We start from the raw sequence: 25,503 nt of genomic DNA on the forward strand, positions 1-25,503 counted from the left end.
GCTAAAATTTATAGTCATTGATTATTAAGCAGTAATTATTTGTTTCTACACTGAAAATTATTATTGCATGTCTCATTCGTACTCTATAAAATAGCGCGACCATGTATCTTGACATGCATTATTTACGAGAGGTTTATTATGTTAAAACGTCATTTGTTACTTGCTAGCATACTTGCTGGTACTTTTGCAGTTACTGCATGTAGCCAACAAACAGAAGAGAACACTGAAGCTGCTGTTGAATCAGCTGGCGATGATGCTGCTGCAAACGCTGATGCTGCTGCTGCCGAAACAGACGCTGCTGCTGCTGAAGCTGAAGCTGCTGCTCAGAACACTGGTGCTGAAGTTGCTGAAAGTGCAGATACTGCTGGTGCAGCTGCAACAGACGCTCTAGAGAACACTGGTGATGCTATCGCTGAAGGTACTAACACAGCAGTTGAAAATACTGCTGAAGCAGTTGCTGACGGTGCCAATGCTGTTGCTGATGGTGCTAACGATGTTGCAGTTGATGCAGAGCAACAGTACTAAGCTACGCAATAACTAAGCGATATAATGGCTGAAATTTTTGAATACTATCCACTGGTAAGTCATTCACTATAATAGCTATTGCTTTATAAGCCTCGAAATATTAAAAAAGCCTTGGTGATTGCCAAGGCTTTTTGCGTTCTATGCTATGAGTATAATAGATAAAACGGTTCAGTTGTCGTAGACACCAATAAGAGAAAGAAACTGATTAGACTGACAAATAGTCAGGCAACTGCTACGAAGACAGCACAATTTTTGCTATAATCACCGCGTGATAATCATATCTCAAATAAGTCAGACTTTGACTGATATATATACAGTCAGTATGGTTTAATAGATAGTGGAATGGTTGTTACAAAGCTGCATTTAAAATACTATTCAAAATCAATCAGAGAGCGTCTTATGGCCCTAATATCCTTACGTCAACTTCTAGATCATGCCGCTGAACACAACTACGGTGTTCCTGCCTTTAACGTCAATAACTTAGAGCAAATGCGCGCAATCATGATGGCTGCGGATGCTTGTGATTCACCTGTTATTGTTCAAGCCAGTGCGGGCGCACGTAATTATGCAGGGTCGGCATTTTTGCGTCATTTGATTATTGCTGCTATCGAAGAATGGCCGCATATTCCAGTGGTTATGCATCAAGATCACGGTATGTCACCAGCTATCTGCCAGCGCTCGATTCAGCTTGGTTTCTCATCTGTTATGATGGACGGCTCGCTCGGTGAAGATGGCAAGACGCCAATGGATTATGATTACAATGCCAGCGTCACTCGTGAAGTGGTTAAGATGGCACACGCGTGCGGTGTCTCTGTAGAAGGCGAAATCGGTTGTCTAGGTAGTCTTGAGACGGGTATGGCTGGCGAAGAAGATGGCTCTGGCGCTGAAGGCGTATTAGATCACGAGCAGCTTTTGACCAGTGCCGACGAAGCTGAGCAGTTTGTCAAAGACACCAATGTTGATGCGCTAGCGATTGCTATTGGTACGAGTCACGGTGCTTATAAGTTCACGCGTCCACCGACAGGTGATATCTTGTCAATTGAGCGTGTAAAAGAGATTCATGCTCGTATTCCTAACACCCATCTTGTCATGCATGGTTCTTCATCAGTGCCGCAAGAATGGCTAAAGGTCATTAATGAAAATGGCGGTGATATTGGCGAAACGTATGGTGTGCCCGTCGAGCAGATCGTAGAAGCGATCAAGCATGGCGTGCGTAAAGTAAATATCGATACTGATTTGCGTCTAGCCTCAACAGGCGCTATTCGTGAGTTCTTGGCAAATAATCCAAGCGAGTTTGATCCACGTAAATACTTCAAAGCGTCTATGGTCGCGATGTCAGATATCTGCACCAATCGTTTTGAAGCGTTTGGTTCTGCTGGTCAAGCTCATAAAATCCGTCCAATTAGCCTCGAAGGCATGGTCGATTTTTATCAGTAAGGCTAGGCGTATATAAGCAATAGACTATGCTAGTGAAAGATGGTCTTGCATAATAAATGGCAGCGGATTTAACTTTATAATAACCAACAGAGGTGAGTGATGATTGGGTTGATTACCGGACAGGTACAATACTTAATGGCGCCAACGGCCTGTATCATGACAACCTCTGGTGTGGGTTATGATATCGAGCTGCCATTGCCGTCATTCTGTCAATTGCATCTCAACGAGCAGGCGAGTATTTGGACACATTTTCATGTACGTGAAGATGCGCAACTGCTCTATGGTTTTATTGACCGTAAAGAGCGCGATGTCTTTCGCCAATTGATTAAGATCAATGGCGTTGGGGCAAAAATGGCATTGGCGATGCTGTCTGCAATGTCAGCGGCTGAGTTAAAAATGCATGTTGAGCAAGAGTCGGAAACGGCATTAACTCGCATCCCCGGTATTGGTAAGAAGACGGCTCAACGTTTACTTATCGAACTCAAAGATAAGCTAAAAAATATCGAAGTGGATAACGGTTCGTTTGAGCTCATGCCTCAGCAAACCGCCGTTTCTCACGAAGGCAGTATTATTGCTGAGGTAGAAGGGGCGCTGATTAGCTTGGGCTACAAGGAAAAAGAGGCTCAGCTAGCCATAAAGGCAGCTAAAAGTAAGGGTGACACCTTTGCGGACACTCAGGGGTTGTTAAAAGCCACATTACAGCAGTTGTCTGGTTTCTAAGCTCACGTTTCAAAGTTATCTATCGATAACAACAAAATAGTATATTTAACAGATAAGCGACATTGAGTGTCGCTTATTTTTGTTTTGGCGCCTATTTAATGAGGTTTTGCATGACTTATGCGTAGCGTTTGTTTATGCTATTTATTACCTAATTTTTTAATATAATGATAAATTCTATGATGCAAGATCGCTTAATCAATCCGCTAGAAGGCGCGAACGACGCTCCTGACGCTAATATCCGACCAACATTATTGGCTGAGTATATTGGTCAGCCAGTGGTGCGTGAGCAAATGGAGGTGTTCATCGGTGCGGCTCGTGGCCGTGATGAGGCCTTAGATCACACGCTGATATTTGGTCCCCCAGGACTGGGTAAAACGACCCTTGCCAATATTATTGCTCGGGAGATGGGTGGTAATCTGCGCTCTACTTCAGGGCCTGTGCTTGAACGTCCAGGGGATTTGGCCGCTATGCTGACCAATCTAGAAGCGGGTGACGTGTTATTTATTGATGAGATTCACCGTTTGAGCTCGGTTATTGAAGAGATACTCTATCCAGCGATGGAAGATTTTCAGCTGGATATTATGATTGGTGAAGGGCCTGCCGCACGTTCTATTAAACTTGATCTACCTCCTTTCACATTGGTGGCAGCAACTACCAGAGCAGGGCTATTGACCTCACCGTTGCGTGATCGTTTTGGTATCGTACAGCGTTTAGAGTTCTATAATATTGCTGATCTCACAACGATTGTGAGCCGGGCAGCACGTCTGATGCGGGTACCTATGAGTGAAGATGGTGCGATTGAGATTGCTCGCCGTGCCCGCGGTACACCAAGGATTGCTAACCGCCTGCTACGCCGTGTGCGCGATTATGCTGAGGTAAAAGGCGATGGCAGCATCAATGGTGCGATTGCAGGTAGTGCGCTAGATATGTTGGCAGTGGACAGACGAGGACTCGATCATCTAGACAGACGCTATATAGAGATATTACACGAGCGCTTTGATGGTGGTCCTGCTGGGGTAGAAGCCGTGGCAGCGGCAATGGCAGAGGATAGAGGTACGTTAGAGGACGTGATTGAGCCTTACCTCATTCAACAAGGATATGTCCTTCGTACCGCTCGTGGACGGGTGCTGACACAGATGGCAATTGATCAAATGCTATAAAGATAAATATTAAAAAGTCGCCTACCTCCAATCAAAAGTAGGCGATTTTTTTTTGGCTATAGATTTAATAAGGCGATTAGGAAGGAGATAAAGCCTCAGGCCATATTTTTCCTGGGTTTAGAATATTTTTGGGATCGAGGGCTGACTTGACAGCTTGCATAAGTATTAGCGCATTTCCATGCTCTTGCTGCATATACTTCTGTTTCCCTTGCCCAATACCATGTTCGCCCGTACAGGTGCCATCCATCTCGATAGCTCGCGTAGCGAGACGACTGATAATCCCCTCAGCGGTGGCGACTTCTTCAGGATTTTTGGTATCGACCAGCAACAGAACATGAAAATTTCCATCACCAACGTGACCGACAATCGGTCCAATCATCCCCGATGCTTCGATATCTTTTGCAGTCTCACTGACGCATTCAGCCAGTCGTGAGATAGGCACGCAGGCATCAGTCGATAACGCGCTGGCTTCAGGCCTTAAGGCGGAACTGGCATGATACGCATTGTGCCTCGCTTGCCAAAGGCGCTTGCGCTCAGCCTCATTGGTATCCCAAGCAAAATCATGCCCACCAAATTCTTCGATGATATCGCTAAAGAGTTGCGCTTGCTCAGCAACGCCTGCTTCTGTACCGTGAAACTCCACAAATAGGGTAGGCGTCTCGGTGAGATTCAGATTGGCATATTGGTTACAAGCTTTGATTTGCATCGCGTCAAGTAGTTCAATACGAGCAATAGGTAAGCACATCTGAATAGTCAGCATCACTGCCTGACAAGCATCTTCAATGGTCGAAAAATGACAAATGCCACTACCTATACATTCGCTAATGCCAAACAGTTTCAGCGTGATTTCAGTGACAATTCCCAGTGTCCCTTCTGAACCGATCATCAGTCGTGTTAGATCATAGCCTGCGGCAGATTTTTTGGCTCGCGTGCCTGTTCGTACGATATCGCCACTTGCGGTCACTACTTCTAGTGCGAGTACCACATCTTTCATAGTGCCATAGCGCACCGCATTAGTACCTGAGGCGCGAGTGGCGACCATGCCACCGATACTGGCATTAGCGCCGGGGTCTATCGGAAAAAACAGCCCTGTATCGCGCAGATAATGGTTCAGTTGCTCACGCGTCACGCCAGGCTGCACGGTAACGGTCAAATCTTCATTATGAACCTGCAAAATGGCATCCATTGCGTGCATGTCTATGCATAACCCGCCATAAGGTGCATTGAGTTGGCCTTCCAAAGACGAACCAATGCCAAATGCGATTACTGGCATCTCATACTGATTGCAAATTTTGACCGCCGCTGCTACTTCCTGTTTATCCTGTACCGTTAATACTGCATCTGGTGGCTGATTGGTGAGCCACGTCATCGTATGGCCATGTTGCTCACGCACTGTTGAATTCACACTTAATTGTTTGCCAAAACGTTCCTGCAAAGCTGTAATGGCCAAGCTATGGTCTGGCTTGATAGTGTTATCAGTCTGTGACAATGGTAGTGATGACATGATGAATCCTATAGATAATGCGACTATTTGGCATTAAGTTAGCATATTCAATATCCATTTGATATACTTTAATGACAGGCATTTGTTCTATATTAATTAAGCTAGAATACGCCACACAACGGCTAAAACAGCTAACAAATAAAACAATGGCGCAAACCAGCCCACTTGAGTAGCGATAGCAATAAAAATAGCAAATCCTGCTAATGCCAACCAGTCGCGGCGACGGTCGTTGAGCATATCGGCGCGTATTTGTTGTATTTCACGCAGTTGGCTGTCCTGCCGTGATCCTTGTGAGGCAAGGCTTTGTAGCCCTTGATCCAGCAACTTTGGGATATCAGTGGTAGACAGTAGCATTTCAGGCAATTGTTGACGTAGTTGCTGCAGATTACGCATCGGGTCTAACTGTTCTTTAATCCAGCTACTCAAGATTGGTTTGGCAAGTGACCAGATATCAAGATCAGGATATAGGTCACGACCGAGACCTTCTACATGTACCAAGGTTTTGAGCAATAGCATCAGCTGCGGCGGGATACTCATATGATGGCGACGAGCAATGTCTAAAATCTGCATCAGCACACCAGCAAAATCGATATCGTTGATTGATTTTTGTAGCATGGGGCCTACGGTACGCTTCATATCACGCATCAGCGCATGTTTATCAGCATTTGGTGGTATCCAACCTGCACGGCTAACGATATCAACGACCGCGGTAAAGTTGTTATTCATGACTGCTAGTAGCATACGTGCCACGATAAGCTGATCGTCTTTTGACAGGGTACCCATGATGGCGCAATCAAGCCCGATATAGCGTGGCTGATGACCCAAATCAACCGCTGCCATATCTGCATGCAATGTTTTGACAGGCGGTGTTTCTACGAAGACATTACCTGGATGCATATCGGCATGAAAAAAGTTATCACGGAAGACTTGGGTAAAAAATATTGTTAAGCCTTTCTCTGCAAGCGCGGCACGGTCATAACCCAGCTGATCAAATACCTCAATTTGTGAGATTGGAACCCCTTGGATACGCTCCATAACTATCACATTTTTGGTAGCATCATACACTTCGGGTACATACATCAGTGCTGAACCCAAAAAGTTGTTGCGCATCTGGATAGTGTTGTCCGCCTCAAGGGTCAAATCCAGCTCATTGAGCATTACTTGTCGATAGTCTTCAACAATATCGATGATATGCACAGCACGCGCCGCTTCGATACGAGCTGATGCCCAACTTGCCAGTTCTCGCAATAATTCAAAATCAGAGACAATCACAGTACGAATATCAGGACGCACGACTTTAACCACCACTTCACGCCCATCATGCAGAGCTGCAGTATGGACTTGGGCGATAGAGGCTGCTGCCAATGGTTTGATATCGAAACGAGCAAACAATGTATCGATGGACTGACCGAGGCCATGTTTTGGATGCTCAATTTGAGCGACAGCAATATCAGCATCGAAAGGTTTAACTTTATCCTGTAGCTGTACTAATTGAGCGATGATCTCAGGCGGTACCAAGTCGCGACGCGTTGAGAGTAGCTGGCCTAATTTGAGAAACAACGTACCCATATCTTCAAGAGCGTACTTGATCCCATTTGGCTGATGCTTTTTACCCCATGCTGCTGGATGCGTACGAATTAATCGTGCTAAAGGTTGCAGCTGTGGCGCTTCTTCGACAGATAAATGGGTATCAAGGCGATAAGTTGCGGCGATACGCCAAAGCTCAAGTAGACGGGCGCGGTGAGATAGTAGCATGGGATTGGGTACTCTGGACAAAAACGAAAATAGGGTAGGCGCTATGCGTCATTATAGACAATGCTATAAATAATAGCGTGTGCTCATCATTGATAAGATGAGCTATTAATAAAACAAACTACTGATGAAAAGAATTGTTGAGAAAACGTGCTTGCTCTTCTTTGATAGCCGCAAGCTTGGCCTCTTCACGTTCGACATCAGCACGCAACTTTAGAATCTGCTGTTTGAGATCGTTGACTTCAGCGACCTCGACAGGGTCAGGCGCGCTATTGCCTGCCACATCATTGGCCCAATCGCTGACATCGTCAAATGCGCGTTTGGCACTATGACGCCAGCTGCCTTTGAGCTGAGAGATAAGAAGATGTAATTGGCTGGCCATTGGTTTGCCGATTAATGGCTCAAGCTGCCCAGCCAAATCAGGATCAAAGCCAGCCACCAACTGTTTGAGCTGCATCAGTACTTTGTAATCGCCAGCGATTGGTAAGTTACCCTCCGCGCCGCGCATCAGGTTGAGTAGCTGCGCTGGATTATCGACCGTGATGGTACAGTCCGGACGGCTATGACCCAAACGGGCACGCTCCATACTGGCTTTTTGGCGCTCATTCATCTGACCACTTGGCTCAAATACACTGTCTGTCGTGACTGGCTCAAAACGTAAACGTTCATGAGTGAACAATACGTCCAAATGAATGTCAGGCATGCCCATATTGAGACGCAATACTTTACCAGCAAGCGGCGCTAACCCTGCCTTGGTAATCTCGTCACTCGCAATAGCAATGTTAATCAGCTTCTCGGCACCAGCCAATAGTAAAACAGTCAGCATAAGGCTCTCGCATCATTAATTGAGCGCCTTTGAGTCAGCGCGTCGTATGTTGAGTTCAATATAGTATTGTTAATTGTATTTTATACTTTAAAACCACGATGTACAGCGACAATGCCAGCAGTCAGGTTATGATAATCACAATTCTCAAATCCTGCTTGTTGCATCATCTGTTTCAGCGTTTGCTGATCAGGATGCATACGGATTGATTCCGCCAAGTATTGATAGCTTTCAGAATCATTAGCAATCAGTTTGCCCATCATTGGCAGCGCTGTGAATGAATACAAGTCATATGCTTTAGATAATGGCTCAAATACGGGCTTTGAGAATTCTAAAATCAATAAGCGACCACCTGGCTTTAGGACACGGTACATCGCACGCAGTGCTGCATCTTTGTCGGTGACATTACGTAAACCAAAGCTGATGGTGACTAGATCAAAGCTGTTGTCATCAAATGGTGCCAAGGTTTCAGCATTTGCCAATACAAAATCAACGTTATTGCAGCCGGCATTGATTAATCGCTCGCGGCCCACTTCTAGCATGGCGGCATTGATATCAGATAATACAACATGGCCATTTCTACCGACTTCACGGCTGAATACTTTGGCTAAATCACCTGTACCGCCCGCGATATCGAGTACATGCTGACCAGCACGAACGCCTGATAGGCTAATGGCGTAACGCTTCCATAGACGATGAATACCAAATGACATGAGATCATTCATGATGTCGTATTTTTTGGCGACAGAGGTGAATACATCAGCCACACGTGCTTGTTTTTCGGCCTTATTGACTGTCTTATAACCAAAGTGGGTTTGCTCGTTACCATCAGTTTCAGGCGTATGTGGGTTATTGATATCATCACGCTGATTGAAAAGCGCTTGCCTTTCTGTGCGTACTGAAGTATCTGTGCTGGTTAGTTTTTCGGTATTTGGCATAGTCGTTTGTTGGCCTTGTGGCGTTCCAGTTGGTAGGTCTTGGACTTTAGTAAAGTCATTATTGCTGTTATCTCTAGTAGATGCAGCTGTCTGCGCGCGTAATATTTGCGCGCTGATCTTTTGGTTATGATCGATACTGTCTTTTACCAATTTGTCTTGCAAATGAGCGTTGTTATTACTTGATGTGTCGGTCATTACATTATCCTAAGGTTTGTTTTTATTAGGCTATGTACAGCCTGAGATATGCCAAGAATTAATTAGCTATTTAGCGTATTTATTCTATGATACACCAAACCCTACTGGCTTACTGCCATTATGTACTTCATCAACAATTAGCAGTTCACGTTCACAAAACGGTTCAATAAAACTGCTTACACTACTTAAAGGTTTCATAGCTTTGAAGCCTGCGTCGATGAAATCATAAAGTGGCTGGTAATTGCTGCGATAAGCAGCACCCTTTGCCAAAGCAAAAGCCTTTTTGAGCATAAAGGTATTTAAGTGTTTGTCAGTTCGGTAACAAACGTCTTTTAGGTTGGCAATCTGTACTCGGCGTTCAGCTTCTTCATCAACTGCACGGTAGGCAGCTAGCATATTGTCTGCGTTCACTGGTAAGTTTCGATCGAGTAGCCACTCAGCCAAATGTAGATCGAGCTCAATGGCCAAAATTGCTGCTTGAATACCCATACTACCAGCTTCTAATGCAGACTCTTTGGCAAGACGTTCTAGTTTTTTGGCTTTTGGCAGGATACGGGCCAGTTGTTTTGCTAGTATCTCGAACTCATCACCACCATATAACTTCGTTAAAAAATAATCTGCCATTAGCTGGTTTTTGGGTTGTTCAAACAGTGCACGATGGGTGTGACGGATACGTACTTGTTGCCATGTTTGTACTTCGTTGAGCTTGGCTCTCAATACGTCATTTTCATGGTGAGGCAGAGCCCAAAAATGTGTCAAATGCTGTTGCAAGTCGGCTAAAGCGGTCATGGCAGTAAATCCTATAATAAAAATAGATAATATTGAAAATTTGAGGCAGCGTTATTGTGGTTATTTAACCGCACAAGCTTTTGAATGGCTATTTTAGCAAGTATTAAAAATTGTGTTCACCATAAAAGAAAATAAATGAGAATACAAATGCCAAACTGTTACATAGCAATATTATTTACTCGATTGGCGCAATGCTATGATGAAATAGCGTCAAGACTTCTGATGAAATCACTCTAGTATAAAATGCGATGTCAAAAAGAGTCTGCCAAGCCAGAGTATCTAATATCGTTCAATGGCAAAGCAGTGTAATAACAATATCATTCAATAACAATAAAAGTGAGTCCAATCATGTCCCAGAAAAATGATACTACTGAACCAGAGGCACCACAAGCGGTCAGTTCGCAGTTTAGTGAGCAAGTCGTCGAGGAGCGCCTAACGCCCAATCCTTTGAGTCAGTTTTCTATGGACAAGGATGCACTTAGGCTCGCCTTGGTTACGGCGCAGTACGCACTGAGAGCTACTCGGCAACAGACACCGCCAACGCTTAATAAACCAACAGGGCTGCTGGTACTCGTCAATGGGATGGAGCAGGCAGGCAAGGGTACTGCCGTTAAGCAATTGAGGCAATGGGTCGATCCAAGATTACTTAAAGTTGAGGCGACCGTTGGTCATGCGCCGCTAAGCTATCAGCCTATTTGGCAAGTTCATACTGGCGCGATGCCGCGCCATGGCGATGTGATGGTTTATTTTGGTAATTGGTATGCTGACTTGTTATACAACGTCATGCGCATAGCAACATCGAATACTGAAAATAAAAAGAAGCAATCGAAACATCGAAAGCATATCGATACAAATACGCTGCCTATTGCGAAATGGCAAGCTTATTTACAGCAGCAGTTAGCTGAGCTCAAAGCATTTGAGCAGGATCTTATAGCCAATCACACTAGGCTACTGAAATGCTGGTTCCATGTGGATATAGAAACGCTGCATAGCCGCCTACAAGATAGTGAGGCTGATCCACAGTTTTTATATCAAATTAACTGGAACAGCAAAAAAGTGATCGAAAAATTTAATGAGGTTGCAGCCACTCTTTTACGGCAACAAGATGACTGGATCATCATCGATGGTGATGATAAATCGGCAGCGGCAGATAATTTTTGTCATGAAGTCCTACATGCGATGCAAATGGCGCTCGTTAGTAGTCGTACCAGTACAACCGAATCTACAGAAAAAAAACCACCGTCCAAGACAAAAAAATCCAAACTAAAAGTTGAACAGGCGCCGTTCGAACCGGTAAAGATACCGAAAAGCTTGACCAATATTGATGATTCAAAGATCAGTAAGTCTGAATATAATGATGCTTTGACAAAGAAACAAACACATCTCGCTGAATTACTACGGGCGCGTCAAGGTCGTCATGTTGTCTTTGCCTTTGAAGGCATGGATGCGGCTGGGAAAGGAGGCGCAATTAAAAGGCTAGTTGCCGCACTCGATCCACGTGAATATCAAATTTACAATATCGGCGCACCGATGTTATACGAGAATCAGCACCCTTATTTGTGGCGCTTTTGGACGAAATTACCTAATGAGCAAACAAACCATGTTAGCCGTATCGCTATCTTCGATCGCACTTGGTATGGGCGCGTGCTGGTTGAACGTATTGAAGGGTTTACTACCGATGAGGAGTGGCAGCGTGCCTATGATGAAATCAATCGTTTTGAATCGGACTTAGTGGAGGCTGGGACACTGGTCATCAAATACTGGTTAGCTATTGATAAAAAAGAGCAGCTAAAACGCTTCGAAGCCCGACAAGATACACCGCACAAGCAATTCAAACTCACTGATGATGACTGGCGCAATCGTGATAAATGGTCAGATTACGTGCAATCTGCAGCAGATATGCTGGCACGCACCAATACAAAAACAGCGCCATGGTGTATTATCGCGACCAATGAGAAGCGACAAGCGCGTTTAGACGTTTTAGATCATGCTATACAGCAGCTATCGGAAGCCTCTGACAGCAAATAGCTATCAAAAAATAACTAAGATTTACAGGTTGTTTATACTTTTAAAAACCATTTTTTCCCAATTTTGCTTAGGGAAACATACGAAATTTAATCTGTCATTGATAAAGGATGAATTCTGTGGACACGCTCACAGTTACAAATCTTGCAATATCATTATGCATTATGTGATTATATTTAATATAATAGGGCCGCAATTGTCTTTACCCTGTCGTAAAATGTGCTGACAGATGCATATCTTATGATGGGTACAAATGTTTAAAAGACATTATCGCCGTATCTAAGTATTGATAAACACTTTATTGATAAAAAATGTACTGATAAAAACCGTAACATCACCAGAAAGATAAGCCGCAAGATGCTGTAATCAAATGATTGGGCAATATACTTTGCGGCTTTTTGATATGTAATGCGTTTTTACAGAGAAGCGTATCAGCACTCTGAATCAAGCATAGATAAATGATTTTAAGGTACGGCAGCAGAATCCGTTAAACATTATTGTTTAGCGTTCATTGTTTAAAAAGCACGTTGCGCATTTATCATCATGCTACTTTAGTGCGTGGTTTTAAAACTCACATGTATGGCTGCGCAATGTTACTAATCGCATATAATTTCAATCAGCTTACGCAGGACGTATCAACGTATGGGTATTAGCAACAGTTCTACAGGGCCAACCCAATCAGTCGGCTCTATGAAAGTAAATCTATTTTTTGCCATTTTATTGATTGCGATGACCATCTACTTTTTGTGGTGGGGTTTAGATTACACCATGCGTCAGCAAACGACGCTATTTATTGTAGCGACCGCGTTTGGTGTCTTTATGGCATTCAATATCGGTGGTAACGATGTCGCCAACTCCTTTGGTACTTCAGTGGGTGCAGGGACGCTGACTATCCCGCAAGCATTGGGTATCGCAGCGATATTTGAGGTGTCGGGCGCCGTACTGGCAGGTGGTGAAGTAACCGATACCATCCGAAGCGGTATTGTCGATTTAGATGGCCTCTCAGTCGATCCCAACCAGTTTATTTATGTCATGCTCTCAGCGCTGTTTGCTGCTGCGTTTTGGTTGTTATTTGCTACCAAAAAAGGTCTGCCAGTGTCGACCACTCACGCAATTATTGGCGGCGTGGTGGGTAGCTCCATCGTATTGGGTATCACGTTAGGTGGTACTGAAATGGCGTTATCAACGGTAAATTGGAGCAAGATTGGCACTATCGCTATCTCTTGGGTTCTATCACCGTTACTAGGCGGCGTTTTGTCTTATCTACTATACGGCCAAATCAAGAAAAATATCATTGAGTATAATGATAGAACAGAAGCGCATATTGGTGAGCTAAAAGCTAATAAAAAAGTATTAAAGCAAAACCATAAAGAGTTTTTGGATGGTCTAACCGAGTCAGAGCAGTTGGCTTATACGTCAGCGATGCTACGTGATCAAGAAATCTATAAAGATGATGATTGCTTGGTTGAAGATTTAGAGACGGATTATTACAAAGAACTTTATAAGCTTGAAAACGAGCGCAGCAACCTCGATACCTTAAAAGCATTGAAGCAATGGGTGCCTATTATTGCGGCTGCGGGCGGTGCAGTTATGGCCTCCTTGGTTATCTTTAAAGGTTTGAAAAACGTCAATAACGGTATGACGACGTTGCAAGGCTTTTTAATCATGGGGATGATAGCAGCGTTAGTATGGCTTGCGACTTATATTTATACTAAGAGTATCCGAGGTAAGCACAAAGAAGATCTGACCAAAGCCACCTTTATTATGTTTAGCTGGATGCAGGTCTTTACCGCGTCAGCATTTGCTTTTAGTCACGGCTCAAACGATATTGCCAATGCAGTTGGTCCTTTTGCTGCGATTATGGATGTCATTCGTACCAATAGCATTGCGACCGAAGCGGCCGTACCCCCTGCTGTTATGCTAACTTTTGGTGTGGCGCTAATCGTTGGTCTTTGGTTTATTGGTAAAGAAGTTATTCAAACTGTCGGTACCAATCTAGCTAAGATGCATCCAGCTTCTGGATTTTCAGCTGAGCTGGCTGCTGCTGCGGTCGTTATGGGCGCATCAACGATGGGTCTACCTGTATCGAGCACGCATACCTTAGTTGGGGCGGTACTGGGTATTGGTATGGTTAATAAAGACACTAATTGGGCGCTCATGAAGCCAATCGGTTTGGCATGGGTCATCACTTTGCCAGTTGCTGCTGGTCTATCGGCAATCAGCTATATTGTATTGAGCAATATTTTTTAATCTTAGGGCGATAGAGTTCTGCACTAAAGCTTATTTTAGAGCCATAAAAAACGCTTATCAGCATAATGCCGATAAGCGTTTTTTAATGCAATATGAGGATTTACTCAGTGCCAAACTGCTGGCGTTTTTTTGCAAAAAATCGGTCCAATCTATCCATCGCATTTTCTAAGTCAAGCAAGTTGGGTAAAAAGACCAAGCGGAAATGATCGGGTTTGTCCCAATTAAAGCCTGTGCCTTGTACCATCAATACGTTTTCTTCAACGAGCAAGTCCATCATAAAGTCCATATCATCGGTGATAGGGTAAACCTCTGGATCCATCTTTGGAAAACAGTAAAACGCGCCTTGAGGCATGGTACAAGAAATACCTTTAATAGCATTAAGACGCGAGACTGCCATTTCGCGCTGTTTATATAGACGACCCTTTTCAGAGGTTAGGTCTTGCATGCTCTGATGCCCACCCATCGCGGTTTGAATAGCATATTGTCCTTGCACGTTAGAGCATAGACGCATAGACGCTAGCATATCCAAGCCTTCAATAAAGTCAGCTGCGTGCTGTTTGCGGCCTGATACCATCATCCAACCTGAGCGAAATCCTGCAATACGGTGCGATTTTGACAAACCATTATACGAGAGTACCAATACTTCATCGGTCAAGGTGCTCATCGGTGTATGTACATTGTCATCATAGAGGATACGATCGTAAATCTCGTCCGCCATGATGATTAGGTTGTGCTCTTTCGCGACTTCGATAATTTGTTTTAATAACTCATCGCTATAAAGGGAGCCTGTCGGGTTATTGGGGTTAATAACCACGATACCCTTTGTTTTGCTAGTGATTTTAGATTTGATGTCCTCAATATCAGGATGCCAGTTGTCTTCTTCATTACAGCGATAGTGCACAGCGGTGCCGCCAGCGAGGTTAGCCGCTGCTGTCCAAAGCGGGTAGTCTGGCATCGGAATCAGGACTTCATCACCATCGTTCATCAATGCCTGCATGGTCATGACGATAAGCTCAGAAACCCCATTGCCCAAATACACATCACGTACGTCAACTGCCGATAACAAGCCTTTTGACTGGTAATATTGCAAAATGGCTTTGCGCGCTGAAAAAATCCCTTGCGAGTCTGAATAACCCGTTGCCTCAGATAAATTCATCGCCACGTCACGTAAGATCTCATGAGGTGCTTCTAAACCAAACGGGGCTGGATTGCCCACGTTTAGTTTTAATATACGCTTGCCCTCTGCTTCCATTTTATTGGCAGTTTGTAGTAGGGGGCCGCGAATGTCATAGCAGACGTTTTGTAATTTATCGGATTTTTTTATGGTGTTCATAGCGTGACCATTTATCGAGTGGTTGTGTGAAGTTTTATCATGATTAAAAGATATCGTACTAGGAGATAAAATCGGTTGAGCCGTAGTTGCTTTAGGGCTCGTCGAACTGAACTCGCTTTGCTTTGTAGATGATGCTGGATCATCGGTATCAGCAGCTTCATCCTTAAGATCACCACGCAATAGGTAGCCTTCGCTACAACCCAAAATACGTGCGAGTGTGGGCAGCTTTGATGATACGATACCGTTAGTGCCGCGCTCCCAGTTGGAGATAGCACCGCGACTCACTTTTGCACCAGCTGTTGTCATTGCCTGTGCTAGCTGCTCAGCAGTAAATCCTTTGTCACGGCGCAACTGTACCAGTCGCTGCGCTTGTGTGCTTTTACTATCGTCATCAGACATTGTTATTTGAGCCTTTGTTAATCAGTAACTATTCAGTGTAGAGATATATTAAACGTTTTAGTTAAATACTAATGCAAGATATTATTGCATTGATAGTTAATTTGCAAATGATTTTACAATCAGCTTTATGAGTAATTGCAAGTATATCTTGCAATTGACATTTATCTTATATTTGTATTCTCTAAATACCTTCTATAAAGCAGAAAATGCATAGGTATCAAAATTACATCTTTACCCATTATTATCTAAAATTAGTTTGGTATATTTAACTCAGTTAATCTCGTCAATCATGCTTTCTATCTCACGATATAGAGAGTGCTTTTATTATATATGCCTTGAATAGTGTACCGATAACCAACAGATAGAGCACGTCGTTCTCATAATCATATGGCGATAAAATAGTTATTATTAATAATAAATAATCGAATAAGGGTAAATTATGCAAGACAATCAATTAAGCAAAGAAGAAATCAGCCAATTGACCGAAGCTGACTGGAAAGAGCGTTTGAGCGCTGATGAGTATCATGTGATGCGTGAAAAGGGCACAGAGCGTCCATTTACAGGCGTTTATAACGATGCAACTGATGATGGAGTCTATCGCTGCAAAGGCTGTGGTGCCAGTTTGTTTGATTCAAGCAATAAGTTTGACGCGGGCTGTGGTTGGCCAAGTTTCGATCAAGGGGTTGATAACAGCGCGATAGACGAGCATGTTGACAACTCATTGGGTATGATTCGTACCGAAGTGACCTGTAGCAACTGCGGTGCACATTTAGGGCACGTGTTCCCTGATGGTCCACGTGAGACGACAGGTATGCGCTATTGTATCAACTCAGTATCTATTGATTTAGATAAATCTGAGAAGTAAGTCCTTTATCTGATTTTAGAAGTGTGAGAGGGGAAGTACAGAGTGCTTCCTTTTCAAGGGTTTCTAATATTCATGTGATAAAGAAAACAGCGTTATTGAAACAAATAATCAAAATAATAAAATTCTCAATTTAAGGATAGATGATGAGTACTATTTATGACTTCACCGCTGAGCGTATGGACGGCAGCTCGCAAGCGTTTTCTGAGTATAAAGATAAAGTATTGCTAATCGTTAATACGGCAAGCAAATGTGGATTCACTCCGCAGTTCGAAGGGTTAGAATCGTTATATCAACAATACAAAGATCAAGGGCTAGTCGTTATCGGCTTTCCTTGTAATCAATTTGGCAGCCAAGATCCCGGTAGCAATGATGAGATCGGCGCGTTTTGTCAAAAAAACTATGGTGTCAGCTTTCCTATGATGGCGAAAATTGATGTCAATGGCGCAGACGCTCATCCTATCTATGACTGGCTTAAAGACCAAAAAGGCGGCCTACTGACAGATGGCATCAAATGGAATTTCACCAAGTTTTTAATCGATAGCAAAGGGCAGGTCATCGATCGTTATGCGCCAACGACCAAGCCAGATGCCATCAAAAAAGACATTGAGCAAGCATTAACCAATAAGTAAGTATCGAGTCTGAAAAAAATTGATTTTTTATGAAAATATAAAATCAATAAAAACATATGCTTGCTAAAAATTTCGATATAAAAGCGAAAAATATTTAAAAAAGTGAAAAATAGCGTTTGACAGCCAAGTGTAAATCTATATAATACACACCCACAGCAAGGGGACTTAAACAAACCCAGCTGGTTAAGTTAACATTGAGTGTGACAGCTGATGTTAATGAAGCAATATAGAAATTCTATTTAAAGAATTTCTCTTGTAGTAGAAGTTATACCTTATATTGGGTACTGAGCTTTTAGAATTTACGAAAATGTAAATTGTAAAATTCGGTTCCTATGCATAGTTTTTAGAATTTTCCCTTTAAGGAAAATTCTCTTGCAGAGCTAAAAAAGCAGTGCTTTTTTTATACGCTCTTCAGGGTGATTAGCTCAGTTGGTAGAGCGTCTGCCTTACACGCAGAATGTCGGCGGTTCGAATCCGTCATCACCCACCACTTCTTAGCAGGTGGGCTCTTTAAATAAGAGCAAGAAGCTAAGACGACCTAAGCAGCGGTAGTTCAGTTGGTTAGAATACCGGCCTGTCACGCCGGGGGTCGCGGGTTCGAGTCCCGTCCGCTGCGCCATATTTAAAACGAATTTAAACGGTTAAGTTTAAGCAAGTTTCGCCTCAAACATTAGATTGTTTGAGGTTTTTTTGTGTTTGGGTGTTTTTGCTTAGTGTCATCATATTTTGGTATATTGCAGATGAGCCCGCCACGTTAGCACGATCATCAATCGAAAATCGTTTTTGCCACTATTTTCAGTAATATGAAATATAAGTAAAAATTAGCCTTAAAATTATTGGATAAATAAGCCATAGCAGGTATTAATCTCTTTATTTTCGTACGCCTTACAGCGCCTTCTGTTGACAGCGGCATTTGCAGCCTGATATATCTGTTTGCCTAATAAATATAGATATATAAGGGATGCATTTTGAGTGATAGTAAAAAGCTAGATTTAGGGGTTGGACAAGACCATATTGTGATACAGCGACGTTACGATGCGTTGGACGCAGTCAATGATTTACTTATCGCTATTTAGTTTTTGATTGGTAGCTCTTTCTTTTTAAAAGAGTCGCTCACCACAGATGGGACGTGGCTGTTTATTCTTGGTAGTGCACAGCTACTTATAAAGCTACTGATCAAGCTGATCAGCTTGATTCATGTAGGTCGAGTATACAACCGATCAAATCAGCGGTAAGTTATAGCGTTAGGTAATACCGCGCTTGTTATAACCCATAAGCTCTAACTATAAATACAATCAATTTATCCAGTGTTACTCCCAAGAACAATAACTATTAGTGCTAGAAGTAGTTTGGCTCATTGAACTATGGTGAGTGATTCCTGATACTCTCCAAAGAGCAAAGTTTCATCAAAAAACCATTGAATTATTTTAATATGTCTATATTATTGGACATATGGAAATAATTACTGCTACTGCAAGCTTTGCTGCACTCTCTCAAGACACTCGTTTAAAGGCTTTCAGGTTGCTGGTCAGCCACGAGCCTGACGGTCTTCCTGCGGGTGAAATAGCCCGTCAGCTTGGTGTACCGCACAATACGATGTCAGCGCATCTAGCGGTGCTGGCACGAGCAGGGTGGGTAGTCTCACAACGACAAAGCCGGCAAATTATCTATCGGGCGTCGCTCTCACATATGGATAGCGTCATTCAGTTTTTACTACAAGACTGCTGCGCAGGACATCCAGAACTGTGTGCCTCACTCATCGACAGCTTAAGTGGATGCAGGGTAAATGAATCTGCTGAGCAAGAGAGTCATTAACCAATGATTGATTCAATAAACATACTTATAAAATAGGTAAGATCACGATGAAACCTTTAATTTTTCATAACCCTAATTGTGGAACCTCTCGCAACACCCTTGCCATTATTAAAGCATCAGGAGAAGCGCCAGAAGTGGTGGAATATCTAAAAACTCCACCAACGCGAGCGCGCTTAGTTGAATTGTTAGCCCAAATGCAAATCTCTCCAAGAGAGTTGCTAAGAAGTAAAGAGACGATTAATGATGAGCTTGGCCTAGACAATCCTGAGCTCTCTGATGATCACATCATCGATGCCATGATCGCGCATCCTATTTTGATCAATCGTCCGATCGTGGTGACTGATAAAGGTGCGGCCTTATGTCGTCCTTCAGAGCGCGTGTTTGAACTGCTAGCAAACCCAGTCAGTAGCTTCACCAAAGAAGATGGAGAGGTCATTTATCATGGCAAACACTAAGGCCGAACCAGCATCAATAATAGAGTCTACTGCTTCAGCAAATTCTAGCTTTGACGATTTACCCAATATCGATGTCGACAATATTCAACCAATCGATATTGAGTCGTTAATCGCGCCCAATGACCCACGTCATGCGCCCAAAATACTGGTGCTATACGGCTCTGTCCGCGCGCGCTCATTCTCCAGATTGGCCGCGGAAGAATCGAGCCGACTGTTACGTTGGTATGGTTGTGAGGTGCGGATGTTTGACCCTTCAGGCTTGCCATTGCCTGACGATGTAGACTCAGACCATCCCAAAGTACAAGAGCTACGAGAGTTGGCGCAGTGGTCAGAAGGGATGCTTTGGGTGAGTCCAGAGCGTCATGGTAGTATCACCAGTATTATGAAAGCGCAAATCGATTGGATTCCGCTGTCTCTAGGTGGCGTGCGTCCGACACAGGGTAAAACCTTGGCACTAATGCAAGTCAGTGGCGGCAGTCAGAGCTTTAATACGGTCAATCAGATGCGTATTCTTGGACGTTGGATGCGGATGATCACTATCCCCAATCAGTCCTCTATACCCAAAGCCTTTTTAGAGTTCAACGAGAACAATCGCATGGATATGTCGCCGTTATATCTGCGCCTGGTCGATGTCTGCGAAGAGTTGGTGAAATTTACTTGGCTTACCCGCGGACGCTCAGCGTATCTTACCGATCGCTATTCAGAACGCGTCGAGAGCGCTGAAGAACTATCAAAACGCGTTAATCAAAAGTCGCTTTGATACGGATATGCTAAGACTGTCTCCCTAATATAATTACATGAACATAACTATCTAGGTAAGGCTGTGCCATGCTTGCGTTTGCTATTTTTGTTGTCACTCTGGTGCTGGTCATATGGCAACCGAAAGGATTGGGTATCGGCTGGAGTGCGATGGGCGGCGCATTGGTCGCGTTGGTGCTTGGTGTGGTGCAGCTATCAGATGTCGGTATCGTTTGGGATATTGTTTGGGATGCGACCTTTACTTTTGTGGCACTGATCATCATCTCACTTATCTTAGATAGAGCAGGATTTTTTGGTTGGGCAGCGCTGCATGTGGCAAGGCTTGGCAATGGGCAAGGGCGACTACTGTTTCCGATGGTTGTTATATTGGGTGCGTTTATTTCTGCGTTTTTTGCCAATGATGGGGCGGCGCTATTACTGACGCCGATTGTGATTGCTATCTTGTTGCGCCTCAATTTCGCACCGCCATCCGCTTTAGCTTTTATCATCGCGACGGGTTTTATCGCTGATACGGCAAGTCTACCCTTGGTCACCTCAAACTTAGTCAACATCGTTAGTGCCAATTATTTTGATATTGGTTTTGGGCGTTATGCGGCGGTCATGGTGCCTGTGAATATCGTGTCCGTATTGGCGACGCTACTGGTATTGTGGATGGTCTATGCCCGTCATATTCCCAAGCATTACCCAGTCGATAATCTAAGCGCCCCTGCATCTGCTATTACCGACCCATTGGTGTTTCGTGCCGCTTTTCCATTGCTGGGTTTGCTACTGGTTGCTTATTTTGCGACGGAGCCGTTAGGGTTACCTATTTCCCTTGTCACTGGTGCTGCAGCTCTCGTACTGATGGTCATCGCTGGACGCGGTGCGGTAATATCTGTCAGTGAGGTCGTACGCAAAGCCCCTTGGCAAATCGTGCTATTTTCGATCGGTATGTATCTGGTGGTATATGGTTTGGGAAATGCAGGTCTTACTGCATATGGCGCGCAAGTTCTCAATTGGTTAGGAGGGCAGGGCGCAGTCATTGCTACAGTGGGGACTGGGTTTTTATCTGCCATTGTCGCGTCTATTATGAACAATATGCCAGCCACCTTAGTCGGCGCGCTCGCGATTGATCAGGCGCACGTGCCCGCCGCGACGCGAGAGCTGATGATTTATGCCAATGTGATCGGTAATGATTTGGGCCCCAAGTTTACACCGATTGGCAGTCTTGCCACTTTATTATGGTTGCATGTACTGGCAGAAAAAGACTATAAAATCAGCTGGGGACAATATATAAAAATAGGTCTGCTGATTACGCCTCCTGTGCTATTAGTGACGCTTTTGGCCTTGGTGGTTTGGCTGCCTATGCTGCCAAGCTGATTAAAGCATTAGCAAGCTTTCTTTGCGAGTACAGCAATTTGATAATAGTATGGATGTTCAGCTTTATTCTGACATGATAAGGTCTAAATGTAATCAGTGTTTTACCAAAAATGAGGCCATAAAATGACAATGCTTATTGTAAAACCTACCGGTAGACCTCGTCATCATTTACTCATGCCAACACGAGAGGCAGCCGTATTGGTGGCTGTGCTTTTATTGTCAGCATGCGCACAGTCTGATAATACTGATGACTTAAGTGTCAACACTAACGCTAAAGATGCAAACGTTGAAGCGGTGTCAGGATCTATAGCCCAAACGCAATCGAGCCAGACTGGTATTTTGAAAAATGTATCCGCAACCGTCTACAAAGTTGCCAATTGTGGTTGCTGCGAAGAATGGATAGGTCATGCACAGACACATGGCCTAAGCGTGACAGTACAGCACCCAGCTGATTTGTCATTGATTAAAGACCGTCATAGTCTGCCTGATGAGCTACGCTCTTGTCACACGGCAGTCACGACCGATGGCTACGTGTTTGAAGGTCATGTCCCTGCTAAGTATGTGGCAGAGTTTTTGCAGAATCCACCAGAGCAAGCCATTGGCCTCGCTGTACCGGGCATGCCAGTTGGTAGTCCAGGCATGGAGTATCAAGACCAGTTCATGCCGTATCAAATTATGCAAATAAACAAAGACAGGACAAACCAAGTATATGCGGAGATTGAGTCTATGGCTCAGCAGCTATAATTTGCCGATGATATTATTGAAGCACAAAAACGCGAGATAAAAGAAATGCAGACGCTTATCAAAGAATTAGAGTAAATGTAGAATTGCCTTCAAATCTAAGCCATAAAAAAACCCCCATCAAACTGATGAGGGTTTTGGCAAATGCCATAATTGAATCTATAGTGACTCAAAAGGTTTACTACTAAAATGTGGCTCTCCAACCTGGGCTCGAACCAGGGACACACGGATTAACAGTCCGTTGCTCTACCAACTGAGCTATTGGAGAATAAGCTGTAAGTAACTAATCGCTTACAACGAGCCTTAGAAGTCTCTAACGAGTTCTTGCTAAGTGGGGCGTATTCTAGCAAAGATAAAAAATACGTCAAGCGTTTTTTTTCATAATTCGTAAAAAATATCACTTTAATGATGAGAGAGAGGGCTTTTACGGATAAATAGCAAAAAAAAGACGCCGCATAGAAACTATGCGGCGTCTTTTTTGTTAAAGCAATTATAAAACTAACGATGCTTTGTGACTTATTCAGCAACGTCCAAGTCAGCAACGGCTTTTTCGATACGTGACAAGGCATCTTTCAATGTGGCTTCATCAGTCGCATAAGAAATACGCATATAACCCCCAAGGCCGAAAGCATCACCAGGTACTACCGCGACACCGACTTTTTCTAGCAGCCATGCTGAAAACTCAGTACATGATGATAGGCCAGCGGCTTTGATGAGTGGCACGATATTCGGATACACATAAAACGCACCGTCAGGGCGCAAGCAAGTGATACCTTTGATGGCGTTTAGACCATCAACAACTAGGTCGCAACGCTTCTCAAATGCCGCTACCATTGGCTCAAGTACGCTCTGATCGCCACTGATGGCTGCTTCTGCAGCCACTTGGCTGATAGAGGTTGGGCATGAAGTAGATTGTGACTGTACTTTTTTCATCGCGCCGATGAGTTTGGCAGGGCCACCAGCATAGCCAATACGCCAGCCTGTCATCGCATAGGCTTTAGACACACCGTTTAGGATAATGGCACGGTCTTTTAGCTCAGGCGCTGCATTTAGAATATTGTAGAACTTATCACCCGTCCAGCGGATATGCTCGTACATGTCGTCTGATGCCACATAAACGTGTGGATGCTTTTTCAATACTTCAGCGATGGCTTTTAGCTCGTCCAACGTATAAATCATACCAGTCGGGTTGGACGGGCTATTCAATACCAACATTTTGGTTTTTTCAGTGATGGCGTCTTCTAGCTGCTCAGCGGTGATTTTGAAGTCTTGTTCAGCTGGGCATTTTACGATGACTGGTACGCCTTCTGCGATGATAACCATGTCAGGATAGCTGACCCAGTATGGTGCTGGTATGATGACTTCGTCGCCAGGGTTAATGAATGCTTGGGCAAGGTTAAAGAATGATTGCTTACCACCGACCGATACTAGGATTTCGTTTGGCTCGTAGCTGATGTCATTGTCACGTTTGAATTTCTCTATGATAGCCTTTTTGAGTTCTGGCGTACCATCAACAGCGGTATATTTGGTGAAACCGTCATTAATGGCATCGATTGCAGCTTTTTTGATGTGGTCAGGGGTATCAAAATCAGGTTCGCCTGCGCCCAAACCGATAATATCTTTGCCAGCTGCTTTTAGTTCTTTTGCTTTATTGGTAATCGCTAGCGTAGGAGAGGGTTTGATGCTATTGACGCGGTCAGACAGTTGCAACTCGCTCATGAGAGATCCTTTTTTATATGGGAGTGGGATTGGTGAAAATCTGATATCAATTGTATAAGGTTGTGATTGCGGTCACGACAAAACATCAAGCCACTTGAAAAACAGCCTGAGTTTCTCGCAACGATAGCCAGGATCTGGTCATAAATAACACAGTCATCTACATCTGCATGGCTACACAGATATTGTAGCATGCTCATATGGAGCTGTCTTATCACACTGATAACAAAACATTGCAGACTGTCTTTTAGCATGACTCACTGTATAAATATGAAGGCCACAGCAAAGATAAGATGCTTTTGTTGTAGCAATTGCGAAGACACAACAATAAACCTATAGCCGACCACTATAATTATTTAGGTTTGTTAAATAAGATGGCTTATAGGTTAATAAAAACAGGCAATATATCAGAGCACAAATACGCTCAGCTAAAAGCTTGCATCCAAATTTAAAGACAGAGCTATTCAACTCTTTGTTGAGCGATACGCTTTTTATATTATAAGAACATTTAAAAAGGATATTTACGATGACAGACTCTACTAAAAAACTACATATTCTTATTACTGGTGCGACCTCTGGTATTGGCAATCAATTGACCAAGGATTATCTGCTAGAGGGTCACACAGTTTATGCTGTTGGACGTGATGATGACGCGCTGGCTGAGCTCAAGTCGCTCGGCGCAGAAACGATTGATTTGGACCTGATGGATCGTGACAAAGTCATTGAAGCGTTTGAAGAAGTCGAACATGTTGATTTGGCGATTTGCGGTGCTGGTATGTGTGAATACCTAGATATGCCAAACTTTGATAGCGAAGTATTTATGAAAGTGATGTCAGTCAATATGGGAACATTATCTCATGCCATCGAAGGCGTATTGCCAAAGCTCATTGCATCTAAAGGTCGCCTAGTCGGTATCGGCTCAGCGTCTGCTTATGTGCCGTTTGCCCGTGCTGAAGCTTATGGTAGTTCAAAAGCTGCTATCCATTACCTCATGAAAACACTACAGATTAGCTTAGCGCCACACGATGTGTCGGTCAGTTTGGTCGTACCGGGTTTTGTCGAGACGCCGATGACTGAGCAAAATGATTTTCCTATGCCGTTTATCCAGACGCCAAAGCAGGCCAGTCAAGCCATCCGTGATGGCATAGAAAGCGGTCATGAGGTTATTGAGTTTCCCAAAAAATTAACGATGCCACTAAAAGCATTGGGCACACTACCTGATTTGGTCTGGCAGCAAGTGAGTGACAAGCTCAACAAAAAATAACTTATTCATACTCTGCTCATAAAAATACCAGTGGCCATCAACATATAAAA

Annotated in this window: 21 protein-coding genes and 3 tRNA genes; 16 read left to right on the plus strand and 8 right to left on the minus strand. The window is 43.7% G+C overall.

Annotated features, from left to right (window positions below; translation table 11 throughout):
* Positions 1–138: 138 nt before the first annotated feature.
* The 4 genes from I3255_RS03350 to ruvB all read left to right on the plus strand — a co-directional run bounded on the left by I3255_RS03350 (position 139) and on the right by ruvB (position 3,842).
* Complete coding sequence (locus I3255_RS03350; protein WP_238036813.1) at positions 139–525, plus strand: hypothetical protein; 387 nt, start codon at positions 139–141, stop codon at positions 523–525.
* Positions 526–924: 399 nt separating this feature from the next.
* On the plus strand, positions 925–1,962 hold the full coding sequence (gene fba, locus I3255_RS03355) for a class II fructose-bisphosphate aldolase (protein ID WP_071001960.1): 1,038 nt from the start codon (positions 925–927) through the stop codon (positions 1,960–1,962).
* Positions 1,963–2,061: 99 nt separating this feature from the next.
* Positions 2,062–2,682: a Holliday junction branch migration protein RuvA gene (gene ruvA / locus I3255_RS03360; protein ID WP_238036816.1), complete on the plus strand. Its 621-nt coding sequence runs from the start codon at positions 2,062–2,064 to the stop codon at positions 2,680–2,682.
* Between the two features lie 179 nt (positions 2,683–2,861).
* The gene (gene ruvB / locus I3255_RS03365; RefSeq protein WP_238037224.1) at positions 2,862–3,842 is read left to right on the plus strand and encodes a Holliday junction branch migration DNA helicase RuvB; all 981 of its coding nucleotides are present in this window, start codon (positions 2,862–2,864) and stop codon (positions 3,840–3,842) included.
* A 76-nt stretch (positions 3,843–3,918) separates the two neighbouring features.
* On the opposite strand, the gene I3255_RS03370 is transcribed toward ruvB, so the two are convergent.
* The 5 genes from I3255_RS03370 to I3255_RS03390 form a co-directional block, all read right to left on the minus strand.
* The gene (locus I3255_RS03370; protein ID WP_238036819.1) at positions 3,919–5,346 is read right to left on the minus strand and encodes an FAD-linked oxidase C-terminal domain-containing protein; all 1,428 of its coding nucleotides are present in this window, start codon (positions 5,344–5,346) and stop codon (positions 3,919–3,921) included.
* Between the two features lie 96 nt (positions 5,347–5,442).
* Positions 5,443–7,101 carry an AarF/UbiB family protein gene (locus tag I3255_RS03375; RefSeq protein WP_238036822.1) on the minus strand — a complete coding sequence of 553 codons (1,659 nt, stop codon included), beginning with the start codon at positions 7,099–7,101 and terminating at the stop codon, positions 5,443–5,445.
* Positions 7,102–7,219: 118 nt separating this feature from the next.
* Positions 7,220–7,924 carry a hypothetical protein gene (locus I3255_RS03380; RefSeq protein ID WP_238036825.1) on the minus strand — a complete coding sequence of 235 codons (705 nt, stop codon included), beginning with the start codon at positions 7,922–7,924 and terminating at the stop codon, positions 7,220–7,222.
* Between the two features lie 80 nt (positions 7,925–8,004).
* Positions 8,005–9,054: a bifunctional demethylmenaquinone methyltransferase/2-methoxy-6-polyprenyl-1,4-benzoquinol methylase UbiE gene (gene ubiE / locus I3255_RS03385; RefSeq protein ID WP_238036828.1), complete on the minus strand. Its 1,050-nt coding sequence runs from the start codon at positions 9,052–9,054 to the stop codon at positions 8,005–8,007.
* 84 nt (positions 9,055–9,138) lie between these two features.
* Positions 9,139–9,843, minus strand: coding sequence for a hypothetical protein (locus I3255_RS03390; RefSeq protein WP_238036830.1), 705 nt, complete (start codon positions 9,841–9,843; stop codon positions 9,139–9,141).
* A 348-nt stretch (positions 9,844–10,191) separates the two neighbouring features.
* Between I3255_RS03390 and I3255_RS03395 the strand changes: the two genes are divergently transcribed.
* Positions 10,192–11,871: an ATPase gene (locus tag I3255_RS03395; RefSeq protein WP_238036833.1), complete on the plus strand. Its 1,680-nt coding sequence runs from the start codon at positions 10,192–10,194 to the stop codon at positions 11,869–11,871.
* A 639-nt stretch (positions 11,872–12,510) separates the two neighbouring features.
* The gene (locus tag I3255_RS03400; RefSeq protein WP_238036836.1) at positions 12,511–14,118 is read left to right on the plus strand and encodes an inorganic phosphate transporter; all 1,608 of its coding nucleotides are present in this window, start codon (positions 12,511–12,513) and stop codon (positions 14,116–14,118) included.
* Positions 14,119–14,218: 100 nt separating this feature from the next.
* On the opposite strand, the gene I3255_RS03405 is transcribed toward I3255_RS03400, so the two are convergent.
* Positions 14,219–15,850, minus strand: a complete 1,632-nt coding sequence (locus tag I3255_RS03405) for an aminotransferase class I/II-fold pyridoxal phosphate-dependent enzyme (protein WP_238036839.1) — start codon at positions 15,848–15,850, stop codon at positions 14,219–14,221.
* 439 nt (positions 15,851–16,289) lie between these two features.
* On the opposite strand from I3255_RS03405, the gene msrB reads away from it, so the two are divergent.
* The 9 genes from msrB to I3255_RS03450 all read left to right on the plus strand — a co-directional run bounded on the left by msrB (position 16,290) and on the right by I3255_RS03450 (position 22,476).
* Entirely contained in the window at positions 16,290–16,715 is a 426-nt protein-coding gene (gene msrB / locus I3255_RS03410) for a peptide-methionine (R)-S-oxide reductase MsrB (RefSeq protein ID WP_238036842.1), read from the plus strand.
* A 143-nt stretch (positions 16,716–16,858) separates the two neighbouring features.
* Entirely contained in the window at positions 16,859–17,344 is a 486-nt protein-coding gene (locus I3255_RS03415) for a glutathione peroxidase (protein WP_071001950.1), read from the plus strand.
* A 414-nt stretch (positions 17,345–17,758) separates the two neighbouring features.
* Positions 17,759–17,834, plus strand: a tRNA-Val gene (locus tag I3255_RS03420).
* Between the two features lie 52 nt (positions 17,835–17,886).
* Positions 17,887–17,963, plus strand: a tRNA-Asp gene (locus I3255_RS03425).
* 833 nt (positions 17,964–18,796) lie between these two features.
* Positions 18,797–19,159 (plus strand): winged helix-turn-helix domain-containing protein, encoded by a 363-nt coding sequence (locus I3255_RS03430; RefSeq protein WP_238036845.1) that lies wholly within the window; start codon positions 18,797–18,799, stop codon positions 19,157–19,159.
* A 47-nt stretch (positions 19,160–19,206) separates the two neighbouring features.
* Entirely contained in the window at positions 19,207–19,614 is a 408-nt protein-coding gene (arsC, locus tag I3255_RS03435; RefSeq protein ID WP_238036848.1) for an arsenate reductase (glutaredoxin), read from the plus strand.
* Positions 19,601–20,374, plus strand: a complete 774-nt coding sequence (gene arsH / locus I3255_RS03440; protein ID WP_238036851.1) for an arsenical resistance protein ArsH — start codon at positions 19,601–19,603, stop codon at positions 20,372–20,374. The genes arsC and arsH overlap by 14 nt, the downstream gene beginning before the upstream one ends.
* 68 nt (positions 20,375–20,442) lie before the next feature.
* Positions 20,443–21,732 (plus strand): arsenic transporter, encoded by a 1,290-nt coding sequence (locus I3255_RS03445; RefSeq protein WP_238036854.1) that lies wholly within the window; start codon positions 20,443–20,445, stop codon positions 21,730–21,732.
* A 123-nt stretch (positions 21,733–21,855) separates the two neighbouring features.
* Positions 21,856–22,476 carry a DUF411 domain-containing protein gene (locus I3255_RS03450; protein WP_238036858.1) on the plus strand — a complete coding sequence of 207 codons (621 nt, stop codon included), beginning with the start codon at positions 21,856–21,858 and terminating at the stop codon, positions 22,474–22,476.
* Between the two features lie 189 nt (positions 22,477–22,665).
* Here the strand turns inward: I3255_RS03450 and I3255_RS03455 are convergent.
* Together I3255_RS03455 and I3255_RS03460 are read right to left on the minus strand one after the other, a co-directional pair.
* A tRNA-Asn gene (locus I3255_RS03455) sits at positions 22,666–22,741 on the minus strand.
* A gap of 248 nt (positions 22,742–22,989) precedes the next feature.
* The gene (locus tag I3255_RS03460) at positions 22,990–24,192 is read right to left on the minus strand and encodes a pyridoxal phosphate-dependent aminotransferase (RefSeq protein ID WP_238036859.1); all 1,203 of its coding nucleotides are present in this window, start codon (positions 24,190–24,192) and stop codon (positions 22,990–22,992) included.
* A gap of 523 nt (positions 24,193–24,715) precedes the next feature.
* On the opposite strand from I3255_RS03460, the gene I3255_RS03465 reads away from it, so the two are divergent.
* Positions 24,716–25,453, plus strand: coding sequence for an SDR family NAD(P)-dependent oxidoreductase (locus tag I3255_RS03465; protein ID WP_238036861.1), 738 nt, complete (start codon positions 24,716–24,718; stop codon positions 25,451–25,453).
* Positions 25,454–25,503: the final 50 nt, after the last annotated feature.

This window comes from Psychrobacter sp. Ps6, from assembly GCF_022129235.1.
Lineage (GTDB): Bacteria > Pseudomonadota > Gammaproteobacteria > Pseudomonadales > Moraxellaceae > Psychrobacter.